Raw genomic sequence first — 13,069 nt, forward strand, 5'->3', positions numbered from 1 at the left:
GTACGAGCTGGAGCGTGTCATGGATAACAAAAGAGAGAATTCGAAAAAACTTGACGAGAGCTCGCAAAAGCGTGACGAGAATTCGAAAAGACCTGACGAGAGCTTGCAAAAGCGTGACACGAACTCGACTAGGCCCGACGAAAGTTCGACTTACCGGCACCAAACGGACCCATTAGAGGGACAGCGTTCAAGGCAGCGTATTCCGCCTGAAAATCTTTATCGAGCACTAGAAACCCTGCAACCTGTACGTGAAAAGTCCAAGACGGCATCGAATAAAACTTCCGCAGTATCAGAGGAACCTCGAAAAGATCCACCACTTCAGGTGTCCGATGAGGTGGAGGAGGTGGCGCAGGTCTTTGTCTCGGGCCAGGAAAAGCCTACCAGCCGCCCAGCCACTACCTCCATTGTAATTACTCAGAATGATGATCCTTGGGCAACTGATCTAGACGATCGCCTGGGTGCCAACGATGAAGCTAAAGCTTTTGCACGCCTTGCCGTAGCCAAGGATTTCACTCCGCCTCTAGCCATCGGATTATTTGGCAACTGGGGCAGCGGAAAGTCATTTTTCATGCGGCTGATCTATCAGCACATCGAGCGTTTGATCAAGGGAGAACCAAGCGTCCAAGCACCCGAAGCGGGTTCTAAAGCCTTCCATACGGATGTCGTACAGATTCGATTCAATGCTTGGCACTACGCAGAAACCAATCTGTGGGCGAGTCTGGTCAACCATTTGTTCATTGAACTGGATCGCTGGTACACGAAGCACAATCCTGAGGTACGCGACCCTTTGCTCGAGCATTTATCAACTTCTCGAATGTTGACGCTGGATGCGGCGAAGGAATTGGTTCGGCGCCGCCGGGACCAACGTGCGGCCGCCGAACAACTGCTCAAGGCTCGTAAAGAACTGGAAGATGCTCACGCAAAAGTTGTTTCTTCGCCCATGATCTATTTTAAAACGCTGAGCAAAATATTGGGCGCCGAAAATAAAGATGAAGAGGTTGAAACTGCAAAAAACCAGATGACGAGCGCCATGCAGTTGCTTGGGATCGACACATTGGCTGTGGACGTCAAAGACTTTCAAGAGGTATCCAATGCTCTGCGCAACGAGACCGTAAGGGCGAAATTGCTCGCCAGCGGTTACAAGTCTCAATTACTGAGTTGGAGGAGCGTGGGCGTTTTCACGGGGCTCGTGTTGGCATTGCCATGGATTGCGACAGGACTGACAGTGCTAAAAAACCAGGTTCCTTCGTTAGGCAGCCTGCATGAAGATCTGATCCTGTTGAGTGTTGCAGTGACAGCTGTCACTGCGCGCCTGCGTTACGTCTGGGGCAAAATTCGCGGCGCACTGGAGAAGCTGGAGTCGGGCAAGAAGGCACTGGATGACGTCATCAATCGTCGGCTTGCCAAGGAGCAAGGGACATTTAAGGTGGCAAGCCAAGATCTGGCGAGGATGAATGCAGCCGTCGATGAGGCCAAGGCCTTGGTGCAAGTCACCAGTGAACAGTTGGCTCACGCAACACACGATTTCTCTCAGGGAACCGGTGCGGGGCGTTTGAAGAAGTTTGTTCGCGCTCGTGCGACTGACGGTGACTATGCGCAGCACCTTGGGTTGATCGCTACAGTACGCAAGGATTTCGAAGAGCTGGCCTTCAATGTGGCTGAGGCGAGCAGTCTTCGTGAGTCGGTCGAGGCAGAGCGAGAGGCATTCGTAGCGAAGATGGAGGCGTTTCTGGAAGCCAATGGCGGGCTACTGGAGGAGAGTGACATCGAGAAGTTGCGTGCCGCTGCAACACAACCACCCGATGAAGTTCGATCGTTCAAACGTATTGCGCTATACATCGACGACCTGGATCGTTGCCCACCGGATAAGGTCGTCGAAGTACTGCAGGCTGTGCATCTGCTGCTTACTTTCCCGTTGTTTGTGGTCATGGTTGCTGTAGATGTGCGTTGGGTGCGCAAGGCATTGCTTGAGCGTTACCCGAATTTGATGACGGGTAATGAAGAGCAATCTCAGACCGCGTCTGTGTCTGATTACTTGGAGAAAATCTTCCAGATACCCTATTGGATGCGCCCAATGGACAGTGCATCGAGTGAGCAGTTTTTGAAGAGCCAACTGGAAAGAATAAAGAACGCGGAGTCGATGAACGGTGTTGTTCCGGTTCCTGATATGCCTCTCCCGGTCGAGGTCGTCAATGTTGAAGGTGTTGCGTCGGAACCGATGCGCCTCACCGAAGGCGAGACGCAAACGCTGCAAAAACTGGCGCGGTTCATGGGGGCATCGCCTCGACGTGCACTTCGATTTCTGAATGTCTATCGTTTGATCAAAGTTAGCCTCAAATCCGACGATTTAAAGGTTCTGGAGGACGGGGAGTACAACGCACTGCTCACCCTTTTGGCTATTGCAATGGCGACTCCACTCTGTTTTTCGAACTTGCTACGTTCCGTTAATGAGAGGTCAGACATCTTTGAGATGAAAGCGATCAGAACACTGACCATGGGCACGACCACCCAATATGAAAAAAATATAGCCGAATACAATCGGCTTGACGAAATATTGAAGATATACGATGACTTGGTCTTGAAGTCTCTGGGCGGAGCAAACCACCGGGTAAAAAATTACACTGGAATTATCCAGCGTTACTCGTTTGATGGCTGATGCAATAGTGTGTGAGGCTTCAGCGGCCATCAGGCAATACGGTGGCCAGTGCTGACGGGCGCGACCGAGGTACAACCGGTCGCGGATCTGCGCCCAGAGTGCCGACACTTCGGGACAAGGTTTGTGGCCCGCGGCACTCAGCGCAGGTGCTGTCCTCCCTTAACCCGTTAGGAGGAAGCAAAGCTGACGGCGTACAGATTTTGAAATGATTTGCCGCTGTAGGAAATGTTCCCAAAGCCTGTACGCTCCAAGGCCATTTTTCATTCAGGATCTACATGAACACCCTCTCGGAGCCTCCCAGTTACCGCTTCCCCTCGCGCCATGGCGCGGTCTTGATGCACTCGCAACATCCAGTTTTCCGACATCCGACTATCGTTGCTAACGCGGCTCCAGAGCTTTCGCGTTGCGCTTTGCCGTGTCCGGCAGCCTGAATTTACTGAGAGAGATCGAGACGTTTTATGGAATGGTTAGCGGATCCCACAGCCTGGTTAGGCTTGTTGACATTGATCGTGCTGGAACTGGTGCTGGGTATCGACAACCTGGTGTTCATCGCAATCCTGGCGGACAAACTGCCGCCGCATCAGCGCGACCGTGCGCGGATTATCGGCCTGTCGCTGGCGCTGATCATGCGCTTGGGCCTGTTGGCGAGTATTTCCTGGCTGGTGACCCTCACGCAGCCGTTGTTCGAGGTATTCGACAAGAGCTTCTCCGGCCGTGACCTGATCATGCTGTTCGGTGGTGTGTTCCTGCTGTTCAAGGCGACCATGGAATTGCACGAACGTCTTGAAGGTCATGTCGGTGAACGCACGACCAACAGCGCTTATGCGATGTTCTGGCCGATCGTTGCGCAGATCGTGGTACTCGACGCGGTGTTCTCGCTGGATGCGGTGATTACCGCCGTGGGCATGGTCGATGAACTGGCGGTGATGATGATTGCGGTGATCATCTCGATTGGCTTGATGATCGTTGCCAGCAAGCCGTTGACGCGCTTCGTCAACGCGCACCCGACGGTAATCATGCTGTGTCTGGGCTTCCTGATGATGATCGGTTTTGCCCTGACGGCCGAAGGTCTGGGCTTCCACATTCCGAAAGGCTATCTGTATGCCGCCATCGGCTTCTCGATTCTGATCGAGGTGTTCAACCAGATTGCCCGGGCTCGCCGCAAACGTTCGATGCAAGGCCTGCGACCGATACGCGAACGTACTGCTCACGCGGTCATGCGCTTGCTGGGCGGGCGCAAACTGGCGGCGGAAGACGTCGGCGAGGAAATCTCCGACCTGCTCGACGACGGTGACGCGCCAAGTGCCGAACTGTTCGACCGTCGCGAGCGGGTGATGATCAGCGGCGTGCTGCAACTGGCCGAGCGGCCGATTCGCGGGCTGATGACCGTGCGCGCCGATGTCGACACAATTGATCTGGCCGATGACCGCGAGGCGATTCGTACCCGCTTGATGCACTCGTCCTACTCGCGTCTGCCGTTGATTCGCAACGGTGCGGTGGATGAGCCGTTGGGCTTCGTGCACAAGAAGGAACTGCTCAAGGAGTACCTGGCCGGTACCGAGCCGAATCTGGAACATCTGGCGCGCAAGACCATCAACCTGCTCGACAGTTATTCGATCCTCAACGCACTGGAGCAGATGCGCGCTGCGTCGACGCACATTGCTTTCGTGGTTAATGAGTTCGGTGATTTTGTCGGCGTGTTGACCATGACCGACATTCTCGAATCGATTGCCGGTGAGTTGCCGGATGCCAGCGAAATCGAAGGCCCGGATGTCGTCGAGGAGCAGGGCGGGTTTATGGTCAGCGGTGCGCTCAACCTGGCGCGGGTGCGCCAACGCACCGGGTTTGGCGCCAAGCCGACCGAGGACTATCAGACCATGGCCGGGTTGGTGATGAGCCTTCTGGATCGATTGCCGGTGATCGGTGATCGTCTGGAGCTTGAAGGCTGGCACATGACGGTCAAAGCCGTGGAAGAGCGGCGGGTGACGCGGGTGTTGTTGGTGCGCGCGCCAGCGTAATCCTGGAGTTCTCTACTCACTGTGCCGGCCTCTTCGCGAGCAGGCTCGCTCCCACACTGGAACGCGTTGCAAATGTGGGAGCGAGCCTGCTAGTGAATGCTTGGGTTCAGGCACCGCAGTATTTACTGATGAAAAGTGTAGCGATCCTTCCTGTTCCCACCCAAGTGCGAGAAATATCTGACGGACAACACAGAAACGTCGTTGGAAATCACGTGGTATCGTCAAATGGATCGAAGTTAAGAGCTTCGAGGGTGCTATTTTAGGTGCTGTTAAAAGTACTTCAGGAAGCACCTTAATGGCACACATCGTTCTTTCTCACGTAGTAGCGAGTATTTCCGAATTGAAAAAAAATCCGATGGGCACTGTAGCTGCTGGAGGTGGACGCTCTGTAGCGATTCTCAACCGAAATGAACCAGCGTTTTATTGCGTACCTGCCAAAGAATACGAGGCAATGATGACGCGCCTTGATGATCTGGAGTTGATCGCGCTTTGCAAGGAGCGAGAAAACGACCCCACCATCAAGGTCTCAATAGATGACCTATGAGCTGGAATTTTCTGAAAAGGCCTGGAAAGAGTGGGAGAAGCTGGGCGCAGGTCTACGAGATCAGTTCAAGAAAAAACTAGCGGAGCGGCTGCTTAATCCACATGTACCGGCGGATCGACTCAAAGGCCTCGGTAATGCATACAAAATTAAGCTGCGGAGCGCCGGATATCGGATGGTGTATCGGGTCAAGGATGAAGTATTGGTGGTCGCGGTGATAGCCGTTGGCAAGCGAGCGCGAGGCGAAATCTATACAGAGGCTGCCAAGCGCTGAAATAGATTTCCAAAGGACGTCCGTTGCCTGACACGCTGGATTTATCCCCTGGCACCGAACAGGGATCTCCACCACACCACGATTCGCTCAAGAGTGTTTTTCGCTTCTCTAGTCTCCAGACTCATTAGCGTCAGACTGCCAAGTTGCGCGGCGGCGACGCCGATTGCTCCATCTGTCTGGAGTTTGACCGTGGCTCCGGTCGTGCCGGCTGGCGCGAGGATCCAGTCGGTTCGCACTTGCCAGTTGGGATCGTCTGTCAGCGCCAACTCAAGTTCGTCGCCAGCAGGATGTAGCGTCAATATCACGCGAGCCGTGGAGGCGGATGCAGTCTTCATTCTGGCGGACAGTGCATATTCTTCGGCTTCAGATTGGAAAATGACGTCCTGACTGATGTATCCGGGTGAAGTGATCTCGCAGTCATCCTTGTTAAATTTCACGTGCTCTGGAAGGCTCACTGACCAGTCTTTTTCGCCTTCGTAAAACTCGCCATTGCTGATCAAATTCGTCATGTCCTATCCTTCTCTGAGACTTTTTGGTTAACGCGGCGTCGGAACCTTCAGCCTGTTCAGCACTGACTCCGCAGACGCGCACGTGCAACAGTGCGCAGAGTACGAAGTGTCTGACGCAGCCAAGACAGATCATGCGTTCGCTTTCGGGGCGCAGTGGGCGCTTTGGTCTTGCCGATGTGCTCGGCAAAATCCCGTGCGAGGGTTTCTTCCGTGCCGATGCCTTTGAGTTTTTTCACCAGCCTGCCGTTCTTGTAGAACAGTACGGTGGGCGTACCGGTGACCAGCGGATGACGGGCAGTTTCGCTGGTATTGAGCATGTAGATATTGGCGCGATGCCGGTACGGCTCGGCCGTCTGGCGAAAAATCGGGCCGGCCCATTCGCAGGCGGGGCAGTGTTCGTTGGCGAAATACAGGATCACTGGGCGCCAGGTTTTCAGGGCTTTGCGGTAGGTGGCCGGCAAGGCTTCGAAAGGGGTTGTCGAGTCCATTGGAAACTCCCTTTTTCGGAATGCAGTGGTGATGCGTTCACGGAGAAAGCAAGCCGTCACGAGATGAAAGCTTGCTTTCAAGAGTATTGGCTCAGAGCAGCCTGGATAGCGTTACATCGCCGAAATAAGAGCCAAGTTCATCAAACGTACCGTCATTGCACTCTACCGTCACCGTGAACTTGAGTGTCGCGAGAGGGGCGTCGAACTCTTGGAACTTGATCGTCCAGCCTTGGTTACCTCCGACGTCAAGTTGAACCGGGTTGCCTGTCGGATGTGGTTGCACAGTGATGCGGCCCGCATAGCCATGCAGTGTTTTCATTCTTGCCGAGATCATGAATTTACCGCCGCCCTCGCTACCCAGGAGAACGTCCTGACTAATGGAGTCAGGAGGCGCGATTATGCAGTGACCAACTACGTAACTGACGTTACTCGGGGTTGTTGCTGTCCAGTGATCGCCTTGATTCGCAAAATCACCATTTTTAATCAGATTGGCCATTTCAAAAGTCCTTATTGAGATTTTAAGTTCGGTTCCTGACCCGTTCGGTCCGGACCAGTAGGCCTATCAATTCACCGGTCAACAACTGTCAACTCTGACAGGTCGAGCGGTAAATCCGATGAGCGGTCACTTGCGATCAAGCCATTTTCCAAGTCCGATTCAATGCTTTATCTGTGCATCAATCGGTCGCGCACACGCCCTTAAATGTGACATTACTTCCCAATCGGTTGCCTTCAGTAGCGAAGGTGAAATTTCTACTGGCAATAGTCGCGCGCAGATCCGCGGGCTAACTTGTTGAACCGATTAATGTTTCCGAAGGCCTGGGTTTTATTGCCAAAGCTATGGCACACTTTCTGCTGTCTATTCCGTAGTAACAAACCGTGTTCCGGTATAGCGGAATAAACACAATTCTGGAGTGCTTGCCATGCATCGCCGTCCTTCGTTGTTCAAAGCATGTGTTTTTGTTCTTGCGGCTTCGTCCGCTGTCATGGGTATGGCCCAGGCAGCCGACAGTAAGCTCGACAGTGTTCTGGCCCGTGGCAAATTGATTGTCGGCACTGGCAGCACCAATGCGCCGTGGCACTTTCAGGGCGCGGACGGCAAGTTGCAGGGTTTTGATATCGACATCGCCAGAATCGTCGCCAAGGGTCTGTTCAACGACCCGAGCAAAGTCGAGTTCGTCGTGCAGTCGTCTGATGCGCGGATTCCCAATCTGCTCACCGACAAGGTCGACATGAGCTGCCAGTTCATCACCGTTACCGCCAGCCGCGCGCAGCAAGTGGCGTTCACGCTGCCGTACTACCGCGAAGGCGTCGGCCTGCTGCTGCCGAACAACAGCAAGTACAAGGAAGTCGAAGACCTGCAAGCCGCTGGTGACAGCGTCACCGTGGCCGTGCTGCAGAACGTGTACGCGGAAGAGCTGGTGCATCAGGCCCTGCCGAAAGCCAAGGTCGATCAGTACGACAGCGTCGACCTGATGTACCAAGCCGTGAACTCCGGGCGTGCCGATGCTGCCGCCACCGACCAGTCTTCGGTCAAATACCTGATGGTGCAGAACCCTGGCCGCTATCGCAGCCCAACCTACGCGTGGAGCCCGCAAACCTACGCGTGTGCGGTTAAACGCGGCGATCAGGACTGGCTGAACTTCGTCAACACCGCATTGCATGAAGCCATGACCGGCGTTGAATTCCCGACCTACGCCGCCTCGTTCAAGCAATGGTTTGGTGTAGACCTGCCGTCGCCTGCGATCGGTTTCCCTGTCGAATTCAAATGATCCCGTGAGGGTGGGGCGACTTCACATCGCCCCGCTCAAGGTACTGCTGACCATGAACTATCAGTTGAACTTTGCCGCCGTGTGGCGCGATTTCGACACTTTGCTGGCGGGGCTCGGTCTGGGTCTTGAACTGGCGCTGGTGTCGATCGCCATCGGCTGCGTGATCGGCCTGCTGATGGCGTTTGCCTTGCTTTCCAGGCATCGCGCCTTGCGGGTGCTGGCTTCGGTGTACGTCACGGTGGTGCGTAACACGCCGATTCTGGTGTTGATTCTGTTGATCTACTTTGCCTTGCCGAGTCTCGGCATTCGGCTGGACAAGATTCCGTCGTTCATCATCACCCTGTCGCTGTATGCCGGGGCATACCTGACCGAAGTGTTCCGTGGTGGTTTGCTGAGTATTCCCAAAGGTCAGCGCGAAGCCGGGCTGGCGATCGGTCTCGGCGAGTGGCAGGTCAAGGCGTACGTCACCGTGCCGGTGATGTTGCGCAACGTCTTGCCGGCGCTGTCGAACAACTTCATCTCGCTGTTCAAGGACACCTCGCTGGCCGCCGCAATTGCAGTCCCGGAGCTGACCTATTACGCGCGCAAGATCAACGTCGAAAGCTACCGGGTGATCGAAACCTGGCTGGTGACCACGGCGTTGTATGTCGCGGCCTGTTACCTCATTGCCATGCTGCTGCGTTACCTCGAGCAGCGTCTGGCGATCCGCCGATAGGAGGCTGCGATGTACGAATCTCCCAGTTGGTTACATGAATTGTGGATTGCGCGTGAGCCGCTGTGGCAGGGCTTTTTGACCAGTGTGCAAGTGTCGGCGCTGGCGATTCTGCTCGGCACTGTGCTCGGCGTGGTCACCGGTCTGGTGCTGACCTACGGCAAATTCTGGATGCGCGCGCCGTTTCGTTTTTACGTCGACCTGATTCGCGGCACACCGGTATTTGTGCTGGTACTGGCCTGCTTCTATATGGCACCGGCGCTGGGCTGGCAGATCAGCGCGTTCCAGGCCGGCGCCTTGGGTCTGACCTTGTTTTGCGGTTCTCATGTGGCTGAGATTGTCCGTGGTGCGCTGCAAGCCTTGCCGCGCGGGCAGATGGAAGCGAGCCAGGCCATCGGCCTGACGTTCTATCAATCCCTTGGCTACGTATTGTTGCCTCAGGCGCTGCGGCAGATCCTGCCGACCTGGGTCAACTCGTCCACTGAAATCGTCAAGGCATCGACCTTGCTGTCGGTGATCGGCGTCGCCGAATTGCTCCTCAGTACCCAACAGATCATCGCCCGGAACTTCATGACTCTGGAGTTCTACCTGTTCGCCGGTTTTCTGTTCTTCGTCATCAACTACGGCATCGAATTACTCGGCCGGCACATTGAAAAGCGGGTGGCCTTGCCATGACTCAAGCTCAAGTTTCCCCACAGCCTCAGGCGTTGCTGGACATCCGTGGCCTGCATAAACAGTACGGCGCGGTCGAAGTGCTCAAGGGTGTCGATCTGAGCATGCAGCGCGGCAACGTGGTCACGCTGATCGGCTCCAGCGGTTCGGGCAAGACCACGCTGCTGCGTTGCGTGAACATGCTCGAGGAATTCCAGGGCGGGCAGATCCTGCTCGACGGTGAATCCATCGGTTACGACGAGGTCAACGGCAAGCGTGTTCGGCATGCAGAAAAAGTCATCGCCCGCCATCGTGCGATGACCGGCATGGCGTTCCAGCAATTCAACCTGTTCCCGCATCTGACCGCGTTGCAAAACGTCACCCTGGGTTTGCTCAAGGTGAAGAAAATGCACAAGGACGAAGCCGTCGTCCTCGCGGAAAAATGGCTGGAGCGCGTCGGCTTGCTGGAGCGGCGCAATCACTTTCCCGGCCAGTTGTCCGGCGGTCAGCAACAGCGCGTGGCGATTGCCCGGGCGATTGCGATGAACCCGAGTTTGATGCTGTTTGATGAGGTCACCTCGGCCCTCGATCCGGAACTGGTCGGCGAAGTGCTCAACGTGATCAAGGGCCTGGCCGAAGACGGCATGACCATGTTGCTGGTGACCCACGAGATGCGTTTTGCCTTCGAGGTCTCGGACAAAATCGTTTTCATGAATCAGGGGCGGATCGAAGAGCAGGGGCCTCCCAAGGATCTGTTCGAGCGCCCGCAATCGCCGCGTCTGGCGGAATTTCTCAAGAGCACGCGGTTTTGACTTTTCACATTTTCAATCAGGAGAAACACCCATGAGCATTACGCGTTACGGCACCGGCAGCACCGCCGCTGGCGGCCAGCCACGGCCATTTGCTCGCGCCGTTGAAGCGGATGGCTGGCTGCACGTTTCCGGCCAGGTACCGGCGGTGGATGGCGAGATCATTGTCGGCGGCATCGTCGAGCAGACCCACCAGACCATGAAGAACCTGATCGCGATTCTCGAAGAAGCCGGTTATGGCCTGGAAGACGTGGTGCGTGCTGGCGTGTGGCTGGACGATCCGCGGGACTTCAGCAGTTTCAACAAGGTTTTTGGCGAGTACTTCAAGCCTGAGCACGCACCGGCCCGCGCCTGTGTGCAGGCGAGCATGATGGTTGATTGCAAGGTCGAGATCGACTGCATTGCGTACAAGAAGAAACCCTGACCAATACGCGGATCGTTCCCACGCTCTGCGTGGGAATGCCTCTCGGAACGCTCCGCGTTCCAAGGGACGCAGAGCGTCCCGGGCTGCATTCCCACGCGGAGCATGGGAACGATCATTAGCGGTAAACTCCCGGCGACTTTGAATGGGAACCACTGAAATGACCGAAGACACCATCAAGCGCCGGGCCCGCGGTCTGGACCGGGCGTTCGATATCCTCGATTTCCTCAAGGAAGTCGGCCAGCCGCTGCGTCCGAACGACATCGCCAACGGCATCGGCAGCCCGAAATCCACCGTCTACGAACTGGTCGCTTCGTTACTCGAACGACGGATTCTGGAGCCGGTGGGCAAGGACGGTCACGTCTATCTCGGCCGGCAGTTGTACTTCCTCGGTCAGGCGCATTTGCGTCATTTCGACCTCAGTCGCGAAGCCGATCACGCCTTGCAGGAGATCGTCAGCCAGACCCATGAAACCGCGCAGATGTGCCTGCTCAACGGGCGCAAATACACGGTGGCGTTGATGAAGGAGGGCGAGCGGCACTTCCGTATTTCCTCCGACATCGGTGAAAACGCGCCGATCCCGTGGACGGCTTCCGGGCGCCTGCTGCTCGCACACCTGAGCGATCAGCAGATCATCGACCTCATCGACGAGGACGATTACATCCTGCCCGACGGCGAACGTTTGCCATTGGAGCGTTTTCTCGCCGAAATCCGTCAGGCCGGCATCGATGGATTTTTCTCCTTCGACAGCGTTGCCGACACCTTTACCCATTGCTTCGCCGCACCGGTCAAAGACTCTCAAGGCGTAGCGATTTGCACGTTGTGCATCGTCGCCCCACGGGCCGATGCGAAGAACAATTACAACGACTATCGCCGGGTGCTGATCGAGAGTGCCAACAGCCTCGCCCGGCGTATCAACGAATAACCGCGGCTGCCTGCGGCCGTGAAAAAAGTGAGGAGTTCGACCATGACGACTGCCATCAATACTGCTGTGGAAAAGGGCGACGCGGCCATTGGCGCGCACCTGACGCGTGACGTCAGCCTGCCGGCGCTGGTGCTGCACCGCGAAGCGCTGGAGCACAACATCCGCTGGATGCAGAAGTTTGTCAGCGACAGCGGCGCGGAACTCGCGCCCCACGGCAAAACCAGCATGACCCCGGCACTGTTCAAGCGTCAGCTCGACGCCGGCGCGTGGGGCATCACCCTCGCCAGCGCGACCCAGACCCAGGCTGCTTACGCCCATGGCGTGCGCCGCGTGCTGATGGCCAACCAATTGGTCGGCACGCCGAACATGGCATTGATCGCCGATCTGCTCGCCGATCCGTCGTTCGATTTCTATTGCATGGTCGATCACCCGGACAACGTTGCCGATCTCGGTGCCTACTTCGCCTCGCGTGGAGTGAAGCTCAACGTGATGATCGAATACGGCGTGGTTGGCGGACGTTGCGGTTGCCGTAGCGAGCAGGAAGTCATTGAACTGGCCAAGGCGATCAACGCGCAACCGGCGCTGGCCCTGACCGGCATTGAAGGTTACGAAGGGGTGATTCACGGCGATCACGCGGTCAGCGGGATTCGTGAGTTTGCTGCATCCCTGGTGCGTCTGGCGGTGCAGTTGCAGGACAGCGGCGCGTTCGCCATCGCCAAACCGATCATCACCGCCTCGGGTTCGGCATGGTACGACCTGATTGCCGAATCGTTCGAAACGCAGAACGCGGCGGGGCGTTTCCTCAGCGTGTTGCGCCCGGGCAGTTACGTGGCGCACGACCATGGCATCTACAAAGAGGCGCAGTGCTGCGTGCTCGACCGCCGCAGTGATCTTCACGAAGGTTTGCGTCCGGCGCTGGAAGTCTGGGCCCACGTGCAGTCGCTGCCGGAGCCGGGTTTTGCGGTGATCGCACTGGGCAAACGTGATGTCGCGTTCGATGCCGGTTTGCCGGTGCCGTTGCTGCGTTATCAGGCGGGTGTAGTGCCGGCGCTGGGCGAGGATGTCGGTGCGTGCAAGGTCACGGCGGTAATGGATCAGCACGCGTTCATGACGGTAGCGCCGGGCGTAGAGTTGCGCGTGGGTGACATCGTTTCTTTTGGTACGTCGCATCCGTGCCTGACGTTCGACAAGTGGCGTGTGGGGTTGTTGGTGGATGAAGAGTTGTCGGTGATCGAGAGCATGGAGACTTGTTTCTAGGACTCGATACCGAGTCGCGGCCATTCGCGAGCAGGCTCG

Annotated in this window: 14 protein-coding genes; 11 read left to right on the forward strand and 3 right to left on the reverse strand. The window is 56.4% G+C overall.

Translation table 11 applies throughout. From position 1 onward, the window contains the following. Positions 1 to 19: 19 nt before the first annotated feature. From PspS49_RS13335 to PspS49_RS13350, 4 genes are all read left to right on the forward strand, one after another. On the forward strand, positions 20 to 2,656 hold the full coding sequence (locus tag PspS49_RS13335; RefSeq protein ID WP_160039705.1) for a P-loop NTPase fold protein: 2,637 nt from the start codon (positions 20 to 22) through the stop codon (positions 2,654 to 2,656). Between the two features lie 458 nt (positions 2,657 to 3,114). Further along, positions 3,115 to 4,674, forward strand: a complete 1,560-nt coding sequence (locus PspS49_RS13340) for a TerC family protein (RefSeq protein ID WP_160039707.1) — start codon at positions 3,115 to 3,117, stop codon at positions 4,672 to 4,674. A 295-nt stretch (positions 4,675 to 4,969) separates the two neighbouring features. Further along, positions 4,970 to 5,218: a type II toxin-antitoxin system Phd/YefM family antitoxin gene (locus tag PspS49_RS13345; RefSeq protein ID WP_038368375.1), complete on the forward strand. Its 249-nt coding sequence runs from the start codon at positions 4,970 to 4,972 to the stop codon at positions 5,216 to 5,218. Beyond that, positions 5,208 to 5,489 (forward strand): type II toxin-antitoxin system RelE/ParE family toxin, encoded by a 282-nt coding sequence (locus PspS49_RS13350; RefSeq protein ID WP_127927109.1) that lies wholly within the window; start codon positions 5,208 to 5,210, stop codon positions 5,487 to 5,489. The genes PspS49_RS13345 and PspS49_RS13350 overlap by 11 nt, the downstream gene beginning before the upstream one ends. Before the next feature lie 41 nt (positions 5,490 to 5,530). On the opposite strand, the gene PspS49_RS13355 is transcribed toward PspS49_RS13350, so the two are convergent. The 3 genes from PspS49_RS13355 to PspS49_RS13365 form a co-directional block, all read right to left on the reverse strand. Then, positions 5,531 to 5,998 (reverse strand): hypothetical protein, encoded by a 468-nt coding sequence (locus PspS49_RS13355; RefSeq protein WP_127927111.1) that lies wholly within the window; start codon positions 5,996 to 5,998, stop codon positions 5,531 to 5,533. Positions 5,999 to 6,054: 56 nt separating this feature from the next. After that, positions 6,055 to 6,486, reverse strand: a complete 432-nt coding sequence (locus tag PspS49_RS13360; protein WP_127927113.1) for a thioredoxin family protein — start codon at positions 6,484 to 6,486, stop codon at positions 6,055 to 6,057. A 91-nt stretch (positions 6,487 to 6,577) separates the two neighbouring features. After that, positions 6,578 to 6,982, reverse strand: coding sequence for a hypothetical protein (locus PspS49_RS13365; RefSeq protein ID WP_150774548.1), 405 nt, complete (start codon positions 6,980 to 6,982; stop codon positions 6,578 to 6,580). A 424-nt stretch (positions 6,983 to 7,406) separates the two neighbouring features. Here PspS49_RS13365 and PspS49_RS13370 point away from each other — a divergent pair, with 424 nt between their 5' ends. The 7 genes from PspS49_RS13370 (at position 7,407) to PspS49_RS13400 (ending at position 13,030) form a co-directional block, all read left to right on the forward strand. Further along, a complete protein-coding gene (locus PspS49_RS13370; RefSeq protein WP_160039709.1) occupies positions 7,407 to 8,255 on the forward strand; it encodes a transporter substrate-binding domain-containing protein in 849 nt (282 codons plus the stop codon). A gap of 52 nt (positions 8,256 to 8,307) precedes the next feature. Further along, positions 8,308 to 8,970, forward strand: coding sequence for an amino acid ABC transporter permease (locus PspS49_RS13375; protein WP_038368362.1), 663 nt, complete (start codon positions 8,308 to 8,310; stop codon positions 8,968 to 8,970). A gap of 9 nt (positions 8,971 to 8,979) precedes the next feature. Further along, the gene (locus PspS49_RS13380; protein ID WP_127927117.1) at positions 8,980 to 9,642 is read left to right on the forward strand and encodes an amino acid ABC transporter permease; all 663 of its coding nucleotides are present in this window, start codon (positions 8,980 to 8,982) and stop codon (positions 9,640 to 9,642) included. After that, on the forward strand, positions 9,639 to 10,430 hold the full coding sequence (locus tag PspS49_RS13385) for an amino acid ABC transporter ATP-binding protein (RefSeq protein ID WP_150752044.1): 792 nt from the start codon (positions 9,639 to 9,641) through the stop codon (positions 10,428 to 10,430). The genes PspS49_RS13380 and PspS49_RS13385 overlap by 4 nt, the downstream gene beginning before the upstream one ends. Before the next feature lie 31 nt (positions 10,431 to 10,461). Continuing rightward, on the forward strand, positions 10,462 to 10,851 hold the full coding sequence (locus PspS49_RS13390) for a RidA family protein (protein WP_003225452.1): 390 nt from the start codon (positions 10,462 to 10,464) through the stop codon (positions 10,849 to 10,851). A 157-nt stretch (positions 10,852 to 11,008) separates the two neighbouring features. Then, positions 11,009 to 11,773, forward strand: a complete 765-nt coding sequence (locus PspS49_RS13395; RefSeq protein WP_160042514.1) for an IclR family transcriptional regulator — start codon at positions 11,009 to 11,011, stop codon at positions 11,771 to 11,773. A gap of 42 nt (positions 11,774 to 11,815) precedes the next feature. Continuing rightward, a complete protein-coding gene (locus PspS49_RS13400) occupies positions 11,816 to 13,030 on the forward strand; it encodes an amino acid deaminase (RefSeq protein ID WP_160039711.1) in 1,215 nt (404 codons plus the stop codon). Positions 13,031 to 13,069: the final 39 nt, after the last annotated feature.

The organism is Pseudomonas sp. S49 (assembly GCF_009866785.1).
Taxonomy (GTDB): Bacteria; Pseudomonadota; Gammaproteobacteria; order Pseudomonadales; family Pseudomonadaceae; genus Aquipseudomonas.